Source organism: Streptantibioticus cattleyicolor NRRL 8057 = DSM 46488 (genome assembly GCF_000240165.1).
GTDB classification, from domain to species: Bacteria; Actinomycetota; Actinomycetes; order Streptomycetales; family Streptomycetaceae; genus Streptantibioticus; species Streptantibioticus cattleyicolor.
This window is the reverse complement of the sequence record NC_017586.1, coordinates 1-16,536: the sequence shown is the minus strand read 5'-3', so window position 1 is coordinate 16,536 and position 16,536 is coordinate 1. Positions and strand designations below refer to the sequence as shown.

Here is a 16,536-nt window from a genome sequence, read left to right as displayed (position 1 = left end):
CACTGGCGGTGGTGAACCGGCACAACGGGAGGCGAAGGATGAGCGGCAGCACGACTGGTCGAGGGTTCCGTCCGGCACAACGGCTGATCGAGCTGGCCAACGCCGTCCGCGCGGACCCACGGCTGCCCCGGGACGCCATGGCCCGGCTCCTCGCGGACCACGGCGAGCACCCGGACGACCTCACCGAACACGGCTTCTCGGCGGCCGATGCCGACGAGCTGCGCGCCGCCGTCACCCGGCTCACCGCGGTCCTCACCGAAACCGACACCGACCGCGCCGCCCACGCCCTCAACGAACTGCTCGCCCGCTGCGGAGCCCGGCCCCGGCTCTCCCGGCACGACGGCCACCCCTGGCACCTGCACGTCGACCGCGGCGACGACGCCGGCTGGGCCGACTGGTTCACCGCCGCCGGCGCGCACGCCCTCGCCCAGCTCCTCAGCGACAACGGCCGCGTCGCCTGGGGCGAGTGCGCCGCACCCGGCTGCGCCACCCTCTACCTCGGCACCGGCCCCGGCACCCGGCGCCGCTACTGCTCGCCCGCCTGCGCCTCCCGCGCCCGCGTCGCCGCCCACCGCCGCCGCCGCCGCAAGGAACAGGGGTCCACGGCCGGGTGACGGTCCCCCTCACCGGCGTTTGTCGGATTCCGGGCAAATAAGGGGCCTATGAGGGGGTTTGTCCCGCGTATGGCGGTAAGGAGACAAGTAGTCAACCGCTACGAGGAAGAGGTGGCGAAGGTGTCCTCACGGGTATCTCCCAGCATTGAGCAGCACCCGGACATCGTGGCGCTACGGGCCCACTCGGAACAGGCCGCGGTCACCCCCGTCGCCCAGGGCGTCGAGGCGGTCAGCCTGCTCGCCGGGCTCTACCTGGCGGCGTCCCCGTGGATCGTGGGCTTCAACGGCTTCACCACACTGACGGTGAACAACCTGATCACCGGTATCGCCCTGTCGTGCCTGGCCATATTCGGCTCCGCCTACGAGCGGACGCACGGCATGAGCTGGGCCGCCGCCGGGATCGGCATCTGGACGATCATCGCCCCCTGGGTGGTGTCCGGACACGTCGCGACGACGGGGACCATCGTCAGCAACGTCATCACCGGCGCCCTGGTCTTCCTGTGCGCCGTCGCCATGGCCCGGATGGGAACGGTCGGCAAGGCCCGGCGCCGCTGACCTACGCCCCGGCGCACCAGGGCGTACGCCCGCGCGCACCCCGGGGCATGTGGCGGTGACGACCGAGGGCCCGGCCGGTACGGCACGCCGGAACCGACGACGCCATACCGGAGGGCACCGGGCCCCGACGGCCGGTCACCCCTCCTCGTCCCACAACCCCTGCTCACGCAACTGCTGTTCATGGACGGCCGGCGGCGGGCTGGGCACCCAGTCCGACGCCCTCGGCAACTCCGGTCCGTCCGGACCGACCCGCACCAGCGCCTCGGTCCGCACCACCCGGAAACGGTGACCGGCCGCCGCCGTCTCGTTCACCCGCTCCCGCGCCAGCCGCTCGGCGGCCCGTGCGTACGCCGCCCGGTCCCCGTCCGCCATCGTCCGCAACCGGGGCGCGAAGTTCCGCAGGTAGTGCACGAGGAACTCGCGCGCCGAATGCGGCGTCGGACAGATACCGGTGATCGGTGACCACTTGCCCTCCGCGCCGCACTCCGCCACACCGTAGACCGCGGGCAGCAGCACCACTCCCGGATGCGTCCGGCGCGCCCGCACCGAATCGGCGTACACCTCCGGCGGAACGACCTGCGGCGAGTAGGCGAACGTGGTCAACTCCGCCTTGAGCAGCCCCTCGGCCATGCCGGTGCCGGCGCCCGGGTCGATGACGAACCCCTCGGCCCGGGGGCGCGGCTCGCGCTCGCCCTCGGCCGGCACCGGATCCGGATCGGTCGGGCGCGGCGGCTCCGGCCCGTCGGTGCCGAACCGCAGGAACAAGTCGCCGCGGATCACCCGGTGGTCGCGGCCCAGCACGGTCATCTCGTTCAGCGGCTCCCACTCCAGACGTTCCGCCGCCGCCAGACAGGCATCGCGCTCCATGGCGTCCGCGGTCCCGGCGGCCTGGTCGCGCAGCCGCCAGTTCCACGAGTTGCGGGCGTCCTGCGGGTTGCCCTCGTCCAGGATCACGATCTGCCACAACCCGTCGTCACGCCGGTGCCCGATCGCGAACAGCGGCCCGCGCAGCCGCAGTTCCGGATAGCGTTCGCGGGCCTCCCACGCCTCCAGATCGGCCAGGTCGGCCACCGGGGAGTCCTGCCGCGTCACCCGGATGACGCGGTGGTCGGGGGTGTTCTCACGGTGATGTGCCATGAACGCAGTGTGCCGGGCGGCCGTGCCGTACGCAGGCGTTCCGGCAATCGGTGCTCCTTGACGGGCGGCCTTCGTCCACCATGTCTCGCACGCCCGTCCGGATGTTCGCAGCCGGGTGGCCGACGGTTCGAACACCGGGAACCATCCGCCGCCGCCCGTTCGTCCTCCGGCCTAGGAGGCGGACCGGTCCGGAACCGGCCGGGCGACCGGGGAACGGGCCGGGATGCCCGCCTGGCCGGGCGCTGGCAGACTTGCCGTACCCGCCCGCCCAACCGCCCCCGGCGCCCGGCCGGATGGGCACCCCATGTCGCCGGTCGCGGACCCGCCTCCGCCGAGCCCACGGAAGGCCCCCTTGCCCGACCTGCCCGCGCTGTTCCGCCGTCACCTGACGGCCGTGGTCTTCACCGTGCTCTCCGTGCTGGTGTCCGTGCTGCTGCCGCCGCTGCTCGGCACCCACGGCTGGACGGCACTGGTCTCCTGGGCCTCCACCAACGTCGACAACCTGTGCGACCACCCCGTCGAGGCCCTCGCCGTCTCGGCGTTGGTGTGCGTCAGCCCACCCTGGCCCGACCTCGCGCTGGCCGCCGTCGCCCTGGCGCTGCTGTGCGTCCGGCTCGGCAGCGGACGCACCGCCGTGGTGGCCGCCACCGGCCACATCGTCGGCACGCTGCTCAGCGAAGGGCTGCTGGCCGCCCGCATCGCCGCCGGCCAGGTGCCGGACGGCGAACGCGCCACGCTGGACGTGGGCCCCTCGTACGTCGTCGTGGCCGCGCTGGTCGCCGTCATCCTCGGCGGCGCGCGCCGCTGGCACCGGCTGGCCTGCGCCGCGGTACTCGCCCTGACCATGCCGCGGCTGGCCGAGGGCATCACCGGGCTCGGGGTCACCCCGGTCGGCCACCTCACCGCCCTCGTCGCCGGGGCCATCATCTTCCGACTCGTGGCCCGTCCCCCCGTAGTACGCGCCGCCACGCCCTCGGCAGCGTCCCCGTCCCCGGCCCCTGAGCCGGAGCTGACCGCTGCGCCGGTGCCGGAGCCGGTGCCCGACCGCGCGGACCCCGCCGCGCTGACCGCCGTGGCGGACGGCGACACCGCGTCGCCCCGGGAGGCCGCCGCCACCTGACCGTACGGCTCCCCGGCCAGGGCCGAACGCCGGGTACGCGGGGCCGTCCGCTCGGGCACCCTGGCCCGGGCCGTCGCGTGCCCGCCGCGTTCTCCCGGGTGACCACCTTCAGCTGCGCCCGCGCCGTGCTGTTGGCCTCGCGGCCCTCGGCCGGCGCAACGGCGTCGCGCACCGCCGACCCAGGGCTTTGACCGCGCGCAGCGCCATCTCGTCGTTCTGCGCGAAGACGCCGTCGATCCCGGGGGCCCTGGGGGAGGTCGGCCATCACGTCCAGCCCCTTGGCGCGGGTCGAAGCTGGAGGCTGCTCGGCGAACCCACGCCGCGTTCCCGGATGGTCGAGTGCCCGCGGTGCCCTGCCGCACCATGACGGTGTCCTTGGCGCCGAGTTGGCCGGCCAGGGGCCCGGCGGCGAACCGGCCGCCCGCCGCGTTGTCAGAGGCGACCGTGGTGGCCACGCCGGTCCTGTTGACCCCACGGTCGGCGGTACGGGTTGTTGAACGTCGGCACCGACAACGCCACCCTCATCGTGCCGGAACCGGAACGCTCACAGGCCGCGGGTGTCTGCACTGCAAACTCCTCACTGCCGGACGATGTTGGCGGACAACATGAAACCGACAGATCAGGCACGGCGCCGCACCGAGCCCCACAGCACCTCTAACGAGATCACCACCCGCTGCCAGAAGGCGCACACCGCCCCCAAGTTGAGCCCGTTGCGCAGCACGGCCAGGATCGGCACCCCGTGACCACTGCGGCGATCGCGTCCAGCTCGTCACCGCTGGCGGCCTGCGGCTGCGCCAAGCCGGCCGGGCGGCGAGCACCGCCCCGCCCACCGCGGCGAAACTCGCGGAGAGGCCGTAGACCACCAGCTTCTTAGGTACGGGCCAGGACCCCGGCGGTGAGCAGCCCCATCACCACCATCGGCTGCACCAGCCCCCGGCCCACCGACAACGTCGTGATGAACGGCGGCAGCAGGCCGAACGACATGAGCGCCGCGTCGACCAGATCGCCCACTCCTGCGACGATGCCAGCCACTCCGGCACCGTCACGGACAGCGCTGCCTCCGCCCCCTCCGCCAGGTCGATGCCCGCCGAGACGATCACAAAGGTGACCCCGCGCGCGAGGGCCGCGCGTGCCCGTACGCCGTCAACGCTGCGTAAATGCTCGTGCGAATCCGCAACCGGAACACGATGAGGGGCGGTGACGATTTGGGGGTGGACGCCCTGGTGCGTGTCGACGCGTGATGCCGTCCCGCCGCCCGACGATGGTGCGGGGGCCTGTCGGCAGCGCGTCCGGAACGTTCTGGGAACGCATCCGACGGTCTGCCGGCGGGCCGCATTGCGACTCCGCGCGCACAGGCGTGCTCAGACGCCCGCACGACGCGGCACACGCCCGTACCGACAGGGACCACACTGTCCGGCATGACAACGACACCGCGGCAACTACTGGATCGCGCCCGCCGACTGACCACCGACGGACGCCGACGCGTACTGGGCATCGCCGGACCGCCCGGAGCCGGAAAGTCCACGTTGGCGGAGTACCTCGTCGCCCATCTCGGGCCGGCCGCCGTCCGGGTCCCGATGGACGGCTTCCACCTGGCCGACACCGAACTGCGCAGACTGGGACGCCTCGGCCGCAAGGGCGCACCCGACACCTTCGACCCGCACGGTTACGCGGCACTGCTGCGCAGACTCCGTGCCCCGGAACCGGGCGTCACGGTCTACGCCCCCGCCTTCGATCGCGAACTCGAACAACCTGTCGCGGGCAGCATCCCCGTCCCACCACACGTCCCTCTCGTGATCACCGAAGGCAACTACCTCCTGCTGAACGACGGCCCATGGACCGCCCTCCGCTCACTCCTCGACGAAGTCTGGTGGATCGACCTCCCCGCCCCGGAACGCGTACGCCGACTGATCGACCGACACGAGCGTTTCGGCAAGCCGCACCAGGAAGCCGAACGCTTCGTACACGAATCCGACGAAGCCAACGCGGCTCTGGTGTCCACGTGCCGCGACTCCGCCGACCTGCTGGTCACCTTCCCACCGGGTACGGCACCCCAGCCGACCGATCCCGGCGACACACGGCCCGACCTCGACACTGCGCGGGTCCGCAAGCCCGCGCCGTCCGACTGAACGGTGGGGTGAGCGGGCCCGCGAGGCGCGTTTCGCGGGTGTCGGCGGCCTGGGGCCATGGTTTCGCCCCGGGGACGCCCCCGGTCGGCCAGCCGTGAGCGAACCGGCTTCCGGCCACTGGACGGGCACCGGGCCGCTATGTGTGGTATGTCGAACCCGTGTGCATGCATCCACCCTGCGGCGGACAGTCTTCACGGAGAGAATGCGTAAGCCGCCCGTCACCGTCCCGACCCGGGCCGGACCGGGTGGCGGCCGGGCGCAGCGGGTCAGCGGCCCGCGGGCTTGCGCGCCGACGGGAGAGCATTTCGCACGGTGAAAGGCCGCAACGTGAGCACACCACCCCGAGGACACGGCGGACCCCCGGGCGACCCCGCCGAACGCGCCACCGGCGCATGGCGACGCGAACACACGGCTCCCACCGACCCGCCACACGCCCCACACCCACCCCACGACGGCCTCGGCGACAACCAGGGCAGGGCATCGGCGGACGACCCGCCCGGCGGCACACCGCGGACCCACCTCCGTTCCGCGACCACTGAGCCCGAGCCCGGTCACACCCCGGACACCCCCTCGCCCCGCACCGAAGACACCTCGGCGGCGTCCGGCGCCCCCGCTCCCGACGCCCACCGCTGGCCCGCCCTGGCGGTCTGCCTCGTCGCCGGCTTCATGACCCTGCTCGACATCAGCATCGTCAACGTCGCCCTGCCCTCCATCCGCAACGGACTGCACACCCCCAACAGCGCCCTGCAGTGGGTGCTCTCCGGATACGCCCTCACCTACGGCCTGATGCTGGTGCCGGCCGGCCGCCTCGGTGACGCCCGCAGCCGCCGTGGCGTCTTCATGGTCGGCCTGGTCCTTTTCACCGCCACCAGCGCACTCGCCGGCGCCGCCCAGAACGACGTATGGCTGGTGCTCGCCCGGCTCGCCCAGGGACTCTCCGCCGGCGTGCTGATGCCCCAGGTCTCCGGCTTCATCCAACAACTCTTCCGCGGCCCCGAACGCGGCCGTGCCTTCGGACTGCTCGGCGCCACCATCGGCGTCTCCACCGCCGTCGGCCCCCTCCTCGGCGGCCTGCTCATCCAGGCGTTCGGCGCCCAGGAAGGCTGGCGCTGGGTGTTCTACGTCAACCTGCCGATCGGTATCGCCGCCCTCCCGTTCGCCTACCGCCTCCTCCCACGCCACCCGTACCCCGCCCCAGGCCACCAGGGCGAACGCGCCCAGGGCTCCGAACGGAAACGCGGCCGGTTCGACCCACTGGGCGTCGTCCTGCTGGGCGCCGGCACCGCGGCACTGCTGCTGCCCCTGGTCCAGGAACAGCAGTGGCACGGCTCGGGCAAGTGGCTGCTCATCCTGGTGGCCGCGGTACTGCTCGCGGCCTTCGTCGGCTGGGAACACCACTACGGCCGAAACGCCGAACCCCTGGTCGACCTCGGACTCTTCCGGGCCAGCTCCTACTCGCACGGCGCCCTGCTGTCCCTGGTGTACTTCGCCGGCTTCACCGCGATCTTCTTCATCTTCACGCTCTACCTCCAGAACGGCCTGCACTACAGCGCTCTGCTGGCGGGCCTTTCGATCACCCCCTTCGCCCTTGGCTCCGGCGGTGCGGCGGCCGTCGGAGGCCGGGTGGTGCACCGCTTCGGCCGGCCGCTGGTGGTGGTCGGGCTGATCATGGTCGCCGTGGGGCTGTGCGGTGCCGCCGTCGCCGTCCACATCGGCTCCGGCCCCCACGTCGGCTGGCTGACCGCCGCACCCCTGCTCTTCGCCGGCATCGGCAGCGGCCTGGTGATCTCCCCGAACCAGACGCTGACGCTCAGCGAGGTGCCGGTGGCCCGGGCCGGCAGCGCGGGCGGCGTGCTCCAGACCGGCCAACGCATCGGCTCCGCCGTGGGCATCGCGGCCGTCGGCTCCGTGTTCTTCGCCCACATCGCCTCCCACCACGGCGACTGGGCCGGTGCCCTCGACGTGGCCGTCTCCGTCTCCGTCGCATTCGTCCTCCTCGCCCTGCTGATCGCGCTCATCGATGTCTTCAGCGGCCGACTGCCCAAGCGCTCCGCCCGGCACCGTCCGGCGCACGCCCGCTCCCGCCACGCGACCCATCCGGGGCCCACCGACCCTCCGCCGCCACCGCATGCCCGGAACCCCGAAGGGTAGGAGACGGCCATGACCCGCAAACACGACATTCAGCACGAATCCCCTGGTGAGCGCGACCCCACTCACGCGACCCAGCCCCCACCCCCAAGCCCCTCGATGCCCAACCCGAACGAGCCTCCCGAGCCGCACGCCAGGCGGACGGGCAACGTGCAGTCACCCGTGCCCCTCCAACTGCCGTCCTCCTGAGTGCCACGCCGGCGTCCGGGCCACCCACCGGGGTACCGCGAACGGCTACGGGACCACCGGCGGCGGCCAATCCGGCGGCATCGGGCCGGGAACGGCACCGGCCCCGACCCCTGGGTCGACGGGGAAGGCCAACCCTTCCGCCACCGCCCCGACGAAGCCGACCGGCCCCGTTCGGCGACACCCTCGGCACCGGGCCCCGACTCTTCCGAGAAGGACGGGCCTCTCGGGCGAGTCGGCCCACGGGTGGTTGGTCCGTCTCCCGTCCGCGAAGAGCGGTGAACTGACGAGTCGCTGGGGCGCCTTCTCGGGTGTCCTGAGCGGCTGACCACTGTTGGGCAGGACCGCGTCACGAACACGAGTGGGGCAACGGATCCAGGCCGAGGGACTCGGGGCGACGGAACGACGACCGAGGCGCGGGTGCCGGCTCGGAACCAGCCACCGGGGCCGACCGCACCCCCACGTTCCCGGAGCCCACACCCGACGCCCCACGCCAGAGGGCCCGTTCCCGAAACCGAAGGCACGCTCACAACACGCACCCCGACCCACCGACACCGGGGCAGCCGGACCCCGACAGCACTGGCACCACCGTCACCGCTCCCGGGATCAAGGCCGCCGTTCCGAGCGACCAGGCCGCTGGCCAACGGCGGCCACAGTCACAGGGAGCCGACACACGGAGCCTGACATCATGCGTCACGACGAATTCATCGGCCAAGTACAGTCACTGGCCGCGCTCCCCGACCGCGGAACGGCCGAACGCGCCGTACGCGCCACCCTCGAGACGCTGGCCGAACGGATACCGGACGGACTCGCCGAACACCTGGCCGCTCAACTGCCCCGCGAGATCGCTGAGCACCTCCTTCGTGTCACCACCTCTCATGAAGCCTCGCCCGAGGAGCGAGCCAAAGGGACCCGATTTGACCTGGCGACCTTCGCGGCCCGGATCGCCTGGCGTGGTGGTACCTCCGAGGAGGTCGCCATCCGGCACGCAGGTGCGGTCCTGGAGGTGCTCGACGCGGCACTCTCGCCCGAGCTCATGGCCAAACTGGACCACGCCCTCCCTCACGACATCCGGGAACTCCTGCCCACCACCCGAGCCAGGCAGTCGGAACTGACCACGTAGCGGTTCGCCGGTACCAGATACCGTGTGACGAACCTCGCCGGTCGGGACCTGCGGCCCGCATTCGCTGCCGTCGACCCGACACACTGTCTTCTGCTCAGCGTGCGTGCCCCCGGGTGACCACGCCCGCCCGATTGTGCGTGTGCCGCCGGCCGGGACAGTCGGCCTGGCCTATTCCCACGCCGGACTACTCACGTTCTGCACACCGGGCGAGGCCGCCTATTCGATCGTCCGGTACGCGATCCTCGACCATTGCCGACTCGCCCGCAACCGACGTGCTGTCCGGCCGCAGCGATCCCGTGAGCACCACCGCGACCAACGCCGCCAGCACCAGCAGACCACCCAGCCGCATCGCGCCGGCGAGTGAGAAGACGTCCACCGCTCGTCCACCAGCCAACGCCCCCAGCGACATCGCCGTGTTGAACACCGTGACGAACAACGCGGACACCGCCTCCTTGGCATGAGGCGCGGTCACCATCAACCAACTCTGCGTGCTCACCGACACACCGCCGTACGCCAGCCCCCACACGGCGAGCAGTACGACAGCCACTCCGGTGCGTACACCGCCGAACGACATCGTCAGCACCACAGCTCCCAAGACGGTGCAGATCACCACCAGCACCCCGCGGGGGTTCCGCGCCGAGCCGGCGCCGCCGACGAAGTTGCCGACCACGCCCGCCACCCCGTACCCGAGCAGCAACGGACTCACCAAGCCATGTCCGACCCCCCAAAGCCTTTCCAACGCCGGTTGTACATACGTGTACGCCGCGAAGTGCCCCGTCACCAGCAGGAGCACGACGACCAGCCCCAGCCGCAGCCGACGGCCGCGTAGCAAGGCGGGCACGTCCGTGAAGCGCACGGCCCGGTCGACCGGAAGCGGCGGAAGCAGTAGGGCCAGGGCACCGGTGACCAGCAGCGTCGCCGTCCCCGCGGCGGCGAACGCCGCACGCCAGCCGAACAACTGGCCTATCAGGGTCCCGGCCGGCACACCGAGAACGGAGGCAAGCGCTATGCCACTGAAGATCAAGGATGTTGCCCGGCCCACCGATACCTTGGGAACGAGCCGGACGGCGAGCCCCGCAGCAATCGCCCAGACTCCGCCGATGGCCACCCCGACCAGGACGCGAAGTGCCACCAGGACAGCGATGCTCGGGGCGACGGCGGACAGCAGATTGGCTACCGCGAGCAAGGCGGGCAACGAAACCAACAGCCATCGTCGGTCCAGCCGACCGGACAGCACGGTCGTCAAAGGGGCCGATACGGCGGCGACCACGCCGGGGACCGTCACGGCCAGCCCCGCCGTCCCGTCCGAAGCGTGCAACTCGCCACCGATCGAGGTGAGCAGGCCGACCGGCAGCATCTCGCTGGTCACCACCGAGAACGTCCCGGCCGCGACCGCTGCCACCGCCGACCAGTTCTTCGCGGTGGATCCCCCGGTACATGAATCCGTGTTCAACATGTACTCAGCGTGACGACTGCGGGTCTGAGAGATCAACGCCGAAGAGCTCATCCTTGCGATGAGTGTTACTTATCGCGAATCTTCGGCCAACGGGAACGTCGTGTACGGACGGTGACGTTGAGCAAGGTGAGAGCAACGAGGAGGGGGCGAATCGGACCGATGAGCGAACTGGACATCCGGGAACTGGAATGTTTCCTGGTGCTCGCCGAGGAACTGCACTTCGGCCGCACCGGGCAGCGCCTGTACGTCTCGCAGAGCCGCGTCAGCCAACTGCTGCGGTCCCTGGAACGGCGCATAGGCGCCCCGTTGGTGGAACGTACCAGCCGCCGGGTCGTGCTCACTCCGCTCGGTCAGCGACTGCTGAACGGGTTGCGGCCCGCGTACGCCGCCCTCCGCGCGGCGGTGGCCGACGCACGCGCCGAAGCTCACGGAGTCGACGGCGTGCTCCGACTCGGCTTCCAGGGCACCGCCGATGAACGCGTACTCAACGCAATCGACACCTTCTGCAGCCGGTATCCCAGATGCACCGTGGAGATCACCGAGCTGCCGCTGTCGGATCCGTTCGGCGCACTGCGCCGCGGCCAGGTGGACACAGCGGCAGTGCTGCTCCCGTCCGCCGAACCCGATCTGGTCGTCGGTCCCGTCTTCGGAACCCAGCCGCAAACACTCGCGGTCTCGGTGCGCAACCCGTTCGCCTCACGCACGTCACTGTCGGCTGAGGAACTCGCCGAGTGCGCGCTCATCACCCCCGGTGAGCCGGCCCCGGACTACTGGCGCCACGCGCAGGCCCCCACCGTTACCCCGGGTGGTCGGCCGATCCCCCGTGGTCCTACGGTCACCACCCTCCAGGAAGGGATCGCCATGGCCGCCGCCAACCGTGGCGCGATGCTGCTGTGCGCCCCCACCGCCAGCCACCACACCCGCCGTGACATCAGCTTCGTCCCCGTCTCCGGCCTGCCCGGGTCGGTCCTCGCCCTGGTCCGCCGGCACGGCGCCGACGACGCACGGCTCCGTGCCTTCTGGGGATCGGTCGCAGAGGCCCGTGAACCGGAGGGAGCGCAGGAGCTACCGGAGCTTGTTCCGGCGGAGGAGATGTCTCGGATAGCGGAGTCCGTCGGGGCGGTGATGGTCCGGTAGCCGACAGCACATCTGCCATCGATTCGCTGGTTGAGCCGCCCATCGACGTGTACGGCGTGTTCCACGGACCTGGGGGTACTGCGCACCCCGCGCCGGCCCCCATGGCTTGCCATGCGACGGGGGGAGCCGAGTGGTTAGCGCCCAGAGGGGTAGCCCTCCATTGTTCGAGGGGGGCCGCATCGCCTGGGAGGTGTCATGCCGGGCAGCTCTGTCACAGCTTCGGACGCCCTGGCTGAGCGGTGGGAGTGGCGGCTGCCGGCGGTAGGGCTGTTGCTGGCGGCGACCGCCATCCACGCCTACGAGGCCACCGATGCCGACGTGCCGTTCCTCCTCGTCGGTTTCATCGCCAGCGCTGTCGGTACCGGGACAGCAGCCCTTCTGCTGGTGGCTCGCGCCCCACGGCTCGGCTGGGCTCTCGGAGGGCTCACCGCCCTGCTGACGTTCGTCGGGTACGTGGTCACCCGGGCAACGCCCATACCCACCGACGAGGACGACTACGGCAACTGGCTCGAACTGCTGGGTGTTGTATCACTCGTCGTTGAGGCGATCATCGTCGTCATGGCCGTGTGGGCGCTGGCCGGTGCGACGCCAGGCCGTTTGCGCCGTTCCGACCGGGCGGGGTGATCGACGCGGCGGGTGGACAGTGGGCCGAGGGCGATACGAGGCGGATGTGGTGCCGGGGCGACTGCGGTGGCCGTAACGGAGCGGATGGGAACCGTTGGTTAGCGTGGTCGTCGGCGGTTGAGGTGGGGTGGTGTCCGGCTGGTCGCCCGATCGGTGTTGCGCCGACCCGATGGCCGCGATTCGAGGTCGGGGGTCATGGTGCCGAGGTTGTGCACTCAGTGGCTGACGCCGAGGGCGTGGCCGACGGTGTCGGGAGTGTTGAGGCAGTCGAGCATGGCCCGCGCCACATCGGCGCGGGAGATGGCGCTGCCGTACGGTCCCGCGTCGACAGCCCGTCGGTAACGTCCCGTACCGGGCTTGTCCGTCAGTTTCGGAGGGCGCACGGAGGTCCAGTCCAGTCCGCTGTCCCGCAGGGTGTGTTCCATCAGTTCGAGGTCGGTGTAGACGTCCTTCAGCAAGGCCCAGAGCAAGGGGGAGAACAGGTGATGTGAGAGCCAGGACTGGCCGGTCCCGGAGCGGTTGAGCGGTCCTGCGCTGACGACGATGATCCGGCGTACCCCGGTGGCCTTCATCGCGGTCACGGCGGCGCGAGCGGATGTCGAGGCGGGCTTGAGGGGATCGCGGCGGCCGGCTGCGCCGATCCCGGACAGCACGGCGTCTGCGCCTTCGATGGCGTCCTGCACCGAGGTGGCGTCGAGAGCGTTGGCCGTCACGACTGAGAGTTCTGGGTGACGGACCGCGAGTCGGCCGGGGTCGCGTACAACCGCGGTGACCGAGTGCCCGTCCGTCAGGGCATGGGTGACGATGTGCCGACCAACGCCGCCAGTGCCGCCGAGCACGGTGAGCTTCATCATTCCTCCGAGAGGTGAGTGACCACTTACCTACCCGTTGAAGAGGGTGAGTGAATACTCACCCACCTGTCAAAGTAGACTTCACGCATGACCCGAGAAGCCGTCCGGCCATCCCTGACCGGCGGTGCCCTGACGCGCTCGCGCATCCTGGACGCCGCTGCCCGCCTCATGACGTCCGTCGGGATCACCCGGACCACGACGAAGGAGATCGCCCGGGCGGCCGGGTGCTCGGAAGCCGCGCTGTACAAGCACTTCCGTGACAAGGAGGAGATCTTCGTCCGCGTGCTGCACGAGCGGGCGCCGCGACTGTCCGACGCGCTGGCCCAGTTGCCCACGCGTGCGGGTGAGGGAGAGGTCGCCGAGCATCTGGAAGGCGTCGCCCGCGTCGCCGTACCGTTCTACCGGCAGTCGTTCCCCATGGCCGCGTCCCTGTTCGCCAGCCCCGAACTGCTCGCCGCCCATCGCCGCAAACTCGACCTCGATGGCGCCGGCCCTCATGAAGCGACGCAACACCTGGCCGCCTACCTTGTGGTCGAACAGCGTCTCGGCCGTGTCTCCCCGCACATCGACCCGGACGCCGCCGCATCACTCCTCATCGGCGCGTGCTTCCACCGCGCCTTCCTCGCTCTCTTCTATGCCTCCGACGCGCCCGAAGGCGTCCTCAAGCCGGAGAGCGAGGACGACTTCGCCCGGGAAATCGTCCACACGGTACTCAACGGCATCGCGGGCCCGGGAGGACGGGGGACGGAGGATCGGAAGGGCTGCGACTGATTTCTGGTGGTTCGCTGAACCGCCAGATGTCGTCCTTTGTGCGGTGGTGTGTTCGTCGGAGGCGTAGCCGGCCGCGCAACAGTTGGAGTGCTTGTTGTGACGTTCGGCGACGGTGTTGGGCTGAGGCGCAGAGCTATAGCCTCGTGAGCCTGGATTCGTTGATTCGGACCACCATCGACCAGGCACCGGCTGATCCGACCGCCACCGACGACATGCTGACTACTCAGCCCATCGGCTACTGGAGCGGCCTGGCGCACACAGCCGTCACCCGGCAATTGCGCGACGCCATGGCCAAGATCGACATCACGCAGCCGCAATACTGGGTACTCAACCGCGTCAAGTACGCTCCCGCGGCCCCGAGCCGCACCGAAGTGGTCGACCAACTGACGCCTCTTGCCGATGGACAACACGAAATCCCCCGCGTCCTCGGCCAACTGCTTCACCGCGGCTGGCTGCGGACCGACGCCGACCAGCGTCTCCACCTCACCGACGCCGGAGAAACCGCCAGGGTGCACGTGCGTGAGCTGGTGACCGAACTGCGGGCGCTGGTCCACGAGGGCATCAGCGACGAAGAGTACGTGGCCGCGCTCAAGGTACTGCGCAGGATGATTGCCAATGTAGAAGGCAGCAGGAATGCGTAGGTTCCGTTGCTGGTGCCGAATGCTGGTACTGGTAGGGAGACCGATGGTGACGCGGTCGGCGATGCTGCGTGGAGGTTGCGGCGCGCCGTAAAGGCATCAGCTTCTGGCAGATGTGGTCTTCAAGCGCTTCGAGTGCTGGTCACTTGAGATGTCTTTGTGGCGTGACTGCCACTGGGGGCGTGGTGTGCCCTCATTGCCCGACGCGCATCGACGTCGACGACGCGCTCCGGGCTTTTCGTTGCTGGCACGGCTGAAGAAGCGGGTGAACGGTGACTTCGGGTGACTCACCCGGGGCGGATGTAGGTGTGTGGCTCATCGCAGGCTTGCGATGAGCCACACGTGTTTGTTGTGCCGTGTGTGGGGTTAGGGGTGGGTGGTGGTGGTGATGGTGGTGGTTGTGGTGGTGGTGTGGTTTTGGGTGGTGTGGGTGGTGGTGGTGTGGGTGTGGGGTTGGGTGGGGTGGGGTTGGGTGGTGGTGTGGATGTGGGTGGGGGTGTGGTGTTCGGTGTAGTGGTGGAAGGTTGTGGTGAGGTGGGTGATGGTGTGGGGGGTGGGGTGGTGTTGGTGGTGGGTGGCTTGGCGGGCGGCTTCGAGGAGGAGCATGCCGGGGGTGTGGTCGGTGGGGTGGTCGTAGAGGGTGGGGTGGGTGGTGTCGGTGCGTAGGAGGTAGGTGTGGGGGTGGGGGTGGTGGTGAGGACGATGTCGTGGGGGTTGGTGCGGTTGAGGTGGGTGGGGTTGAGGGTGGTGGGGGGTGGGGTGGGGGTGTGGGTGGTGGGGTGGTGGGGTTGGCGGATGCGGTGGTAGATGGTGGGGGAGTGGTTGGTGTATTGGGTGGTGGCGGTGGCGAGGGGTTGGTGGTCTTTGGTGATGGTGTAGGTGAGGTGGATGGTGTGGGGGGTGTTGCGGTGGTGGGTGATGTGGGTGGTGGTGGTGTGGATTTCGATGTGGGGTGGGGTGGGGGTGGTTTTGAGGTGGTGGGGGTGGTGGATGGTGAGGGTGAGGGTTTTCCAGATTTGTTTGTGGTCGAGGGGGGCGTTGTAGGTGGTGTGGGTGAGCAGGGGGATGGTCTGGCGGATGGTTTCGATGAGGAGGAGGGGGTCGTGGTGGTGGTTGACGGGGTGGTAGAAGGGGTGGTTGCGGGGCCATTGGGCGGTGATGGTGTGGTGGTCGGGGGTGGTCTGGCGGTAGCTGGTGAGGAGGACTTCGGCGTGGGCGGCGCGGTGGACGAGTTGGCGGGGGACGGTGGTGGTGAGGGGGGTGGGTGGTGGGGTGGTGTGGTGGGTGGGGTGTGGGTGGTGCGGGGTGGGGTGATGGCGGTGGTCATGTGTGGTGTCCCCCTTGGTGGTTGGTGCGGTGGGTGGTGGGTGGGCTGGTGCTGGGTTGGTGCCGGATGGGTGGGTGGTGGGTGGGTGGTTGGTGTGGTTGGTGGGCCGGGGCCGGGGCCGGGGTGGTGGCGGGGTCCGGGGTGGTGGCCGGGTGTGACGGGTGTGCGGGTTGTCGGGGTGGGTGGCCGGGTGGCCGGGTGTGCGGGCTGTTGGGGTGGGTGACGGGTTGTCGGGTGGGTGGGTGCCGGCTGGTGTGAGGGGCGGTGCCTGGGGTGTGACGGTTCGTCGGGTGTGGTTGTGACGGTTCGTCGGGTGTGGCGGTTTCCCGGGTGTGGGGTGGGGGTTGCGGGGTGGTGGCCGGCCGGGGTGGGGGTGTGGTGGCCGGCCGGGGTGGGGGTGTGGTGGTTGTGCGGGTTTCTTCGGGTGTGGCGGGGCCTGGGGTGGGTGGGCTGCCGGCCTGGCGGGTGGGTGGTGGTTGTGGGTGGGTGGTGTCTCCTGTCCTGGGGTGGGGTGGGTTGTCCGGTGGGGTGGTGCCGGGTGGTGGGTGGGCCGGTGGTGGTGCGGCCGGGTTGGCCGGTGTGGGGTCTGTGTGGTGCGGGCCCGGGTCGGGCCGGTGGTGCGGGCGGGGTAGGCCGGTGGTGGTGGTTGGGGTTGGGCTGGTGGTGGGTGGGTCGTGTGGGTGCGGGCCTGGTGGGCCGGTGTGGGTGGTGCGGGCCTGG

At 70.5% G+C, this 16,536-nt stretch carries 15 protein-coding genes and 1 pseudogene; 10 read left to right on the top strand and 6 right to left on the bottom strand.

Features of this window, described 5'->3' with window-relative positions; genetic code table 11:
• The first annotated feature begins 38 nt into the window (after nucleotides 1-38).
• Together SCATT_RS00070 and SCATT_RS00065 are read left to right on the top strand one after the other, a co-directional pair.
• Nucleotides 39-614, top strand: a complete 576-nt coding sequence (locus tag SCATT_RS00070; RefSeq protein ID WP_014140795.1) for a CGNR zinc finger domain-containing protein — start codon at nucleotides 39-41, stop codon at nucleotides 612-614.
• 120 nt (nucleotides 615-734) lie between these two features.
• Complete coding sequence (locus SCATT_RS00065) at nucleotides 735-1,169, top strand: SPW repeat protein (RefSeq protein WP_014627198.1); 435 nt, start codon at nucleotides 735-737, stop codon at nucleotides 1,167-1,169.
• A 135-nt stretch (nucleotides 1,170-1,304) separates the two neighbouring features.
• Here SCATT_RS00065 and SCATT_RS00060 read toward each other — a convergent pair whose 3' ends face one another.
• Nucleotides 1,305-2,306: a DUF5954 family protein gene (locus SCATT_RS00060; protein WP_014140793.1), complete on the bottom strand. Its 1,002-nt coding sequence runs from the start codon at nucleotides 2,304-2,306 to the stop codon at nucleotides 1,305-1,307.
• A 352-nt stretch (nucleotides 2,307-2,658) separates the two neighbouring features.
• Between SCATT_RS00060 and SCATT_RS00055 the strand changes: the two genes are divergently transcribed.
• Entirely contained in the window at nucleotides 2,659-3,426 is a 768-nt protein-coding gene (locus SCATT_RS00055; protein ID WP_014140792.1) for a rhomboid-like protein, read from the top strand.
• Nucleotides 3,427-4,296: 870 nt separating this feature from the next.
• Here the strand turns inward: SCATT_RS00055 and SCATT_RS40680 are convergent.
• Nucleotides 4,297-4,458 carry a hypothetical protein gene (locus SCATT_RS40680; protein ID WP_014627194.1) on the bottom strand — a complete coding sequence of 54 codons (162 nt, stop codon included), beginning with the start codon at nucleotides 4,456-4,458 and terminating at the stop codon, nucleotides 4,297-4,299.
• Between the two features lie 386 nt (nucleotides 4,459-4,844).
• Between SCATT_RS40680 and SCATT_RS00050 the strand changes: the two genes are divergently transcribed.
• From SCATT_RS00050 to SCATT_RS00040, 3 genes are all read left to right on the top strand, one after another.
• Nucleotides 4,845-5,555, top strand: coding sequence for a nucleoside/nucleotide kinase family protein (locus SCATT_RS00050; protein ID WP_014627193.1), 711 nt, complete (start codon nucleotides 4,845-4,847; stop codon nucleotides 5,553-5,555).
• Nucleotides 5,556-6,194: 639 nt separating this feature from the next.
• Nucleotides 6,195-7,706, top strand: a complete 1,512-nt coding sequence (locus SCATT_RS00045; RefSeq protein ID WP_407696642.1) for an MFS transporter — start codon at nucleotides 6,195-6,197, stop codon at nucleotides 7,704-7,706.
• Between the two features lie 871 nt (nucleotides 7,707-8,577).
• The gene (locus SCATT_RS00040; RefSeq protein WP_014140785.1) at nucleotides 8,578-9,012 is read left to right on the top strand and encodes a DUF2267 domain-containing protein; all 435 of its coding nucleotides are present in this window, start codon (nucleotides 8,578-8,580) and stop codon (nucleotides 9,010-9,012) included.
• 184 nt (nucleotides 9,013-9,196) lie between these two features.
• Here the strand turns inward: SCATT_RS00040 and SCATT_RS00035 are convergent, their stop codons facing one another.
• Nucleotides 9,197-10,468 (bottom strand): MFS transporter, encoded by a 1,272-nt coding sequence (locus SCATT_RS00035; RefSeq protein WP_042507598.1) that lies wholly within the window; start codon nucleotides 10,466-10,468, stop codon nucleotides 9,197-9,199.
• A gap of 159 nt (nucleotides 10,469-10,627) precedes the next feature.
• Between SCATT_RS00035 and SCATT_RS00030 the strand changes: the two genes are divergently transcribed.
• Both SCATT_RS00030 and SCATT_RS00025 read left to right on the top strand, forming a co-directional pair.
• The gene (locus tag SCATT_RS00030; protein ID WP_014140783.1) at nucleotides 10,628-11,605 is read left to right on the top strand and encodes a LysR family transcriptional regulator; all 978 of its coding nucleotides are present in this window, start codon (nucleotides 10,628-10,630) and stop codon (nucleotides 11,603-11,605) included.
• 195 nt (nucleotides 11,606-11,800) lie between these two features.
• On the top strand, nucleotides 11,801-12,229 hold the full coding sequence (locus SCATT_RS00025; protein ID WP_014140782.1) for a hypothetical protein: 429 nt from the start codon (nucleotides 11,801-11,803) through the stop codon (nucleotides 12,227-12,229).
• Nucleotides 12,230-12,444: 215 nt separating this feature from the next.
• Here SCATT_RS00025 and SCATT_RS00020 read toward each other — a convergent pair whose 3' ends face one another.
• The gene (locus SCATT_RS00020; protein ID WP_014627187.1) at nucleotides 12,445-13,080 is read right to left on the bottom strand and encodes an NAD(P)-dependent oxidoreductase; all 636 of its coding nucleotides are present in this window, start codon (nucleotides 13,078-13,080) and stop codon (nucleotides 12,445-12,447) included.
• Between the two features lie 87 nt (nucleotides 13,081-13,167).
• Here SCATT_RS00020 and SCATT_RS00015 point away from each other — a divergent pair, with 87 nt between their 5' ends.
• Nucleotides 13,168-13,851, top strand: a complete 684-nt coding sequence (locus tag SCATT_RS00015; RefSeq protein ID WP_014140780.1) for a TetR/AcrR family transcriptional regulator — start codon at nucleotides 13,168-13,170, stop codon at nucleotides 13,849-13,851.
• 212 nt (nucleotides 13,852-14,063) lie between these two features.
• Nucleotides 14,064-14,492 carry a MarR family winged helix-turn-helix transcriptional regulator gene (locus tag SCATT_RS00010; protein WP_407696641.1) on the top strand — a complete coding sequence of 143 codons (429 nt, stop codon included), beginning with the start codon at nucleotides 14,064-14,066 and terminating at the stop codon, nucleotides 14,490-14,492.
• 363 nt (nucleotides 14,493-14,855) lie between these two features.
• Here the strand turns inward: SCATT_RS00010 and SCATT_RS39185 are convergent, their stop codons facing one another.
• Both SCATT_RS39185 and SCATT_RS40210 read right to left on the bottom strand, forming a co-directional pair.
• On the bottom strand, nucleotides 14,856-15,320 hold the full coding sequence (locus tag SCATT_RS39185; protein WP_239013324.1) for an AfsA-related hotdog domain-containing protein: 465 nt from the start codon (nucleotides 15,318-15,320) through the stop codon (nucleotides 14,856-14,858).
• Nucleotides 15,321-15,376: 56 nt separating this feature from the next.
• Nucleotides 15,377-16,536 (bottom strand): annotated as a pseudogene (locus tag SCATT_RS40210) (AfsA-related hotdog domain-containing protein); the annotation flags it as partial.

What these genes read in the sequence shown, in the direction of transcription:
- SCATT_RS00025 (WP_014140782.1), top strand. Translation starts at nt 11,801, where the DNA reads ATGCCGGGCAGCTCTGTCACAGCTTCGGACGCCCTGGCTGAGCGGTGG.
- SCATT_RS00040 (WP_014140785.1), top strand. Translation starts at nt 8,578, where the DNA reads ATGCGTCACGACGAATTCATCGGCCAAGTACAGTCACTGGCCGCGCTC.
- SCATT_RS00035 (WP_042507598.1), bottom strand. Translation starts at nt 10,468, where the DNA reads ATGTTGAACACGGATTCATGTACCGGGGGATCCACCGCGAAGAACTGG.
- SCATT_RS00070 (WP_014140795.1), top strand. Translation starts at nt 39, where the DNA reads ATGAGCGGCAGCACGACTGGTCGAGGGTTCCGTCCGGCACAACGGCTG.
- SCATT_RS00050 (WP_014627193.1), top strand. Translation starts at nt 4,845, where the DNA reads ATGACAACGACACCGCGGCAACTACTGGATCGCGCCCGCCGACTGACC.
- SCATT_RS00015 (WP_014140780.1), top strand. Translation starts at nt 13,168, where the DNA reads ATGACCCGAGAAGCCGTCCGGCCATCCCTGACCGGCGGTGCCCTGACG.
- SCATT_RS00060 (WP_014140793.1), bottom strand. Translation starts at nt 2,306, where the DNA reads ATGGCACATCACCGTGAGAACACCCCCGACCACCGCGTCATCCGGGTG.
- SCATT_RS00030 (WP_014140783.1), top strand. Translation starts at nt 10,628, where the DNA reads ATGAGCGAACTGGACATCCGGGAACTGGAATGTTTCCTGGTGCTCGCC.
- SCATT_RS00020 (WP_014627187.1), bottom strand. Translation starts at nt 13,080, where the DNA reads ATGAAGCTCACCGTGCTCGGCGGCACTGGCGGCGTTGGTCGGCACATC.
- SCATT_RS00010 (WP_407696641.1), top strand. Translation starts at nt 14,064, where the DNA reads ATGCTGACTACTCAGCCCATCGGCTACTGGAGCGGCCTGGCGCACACA.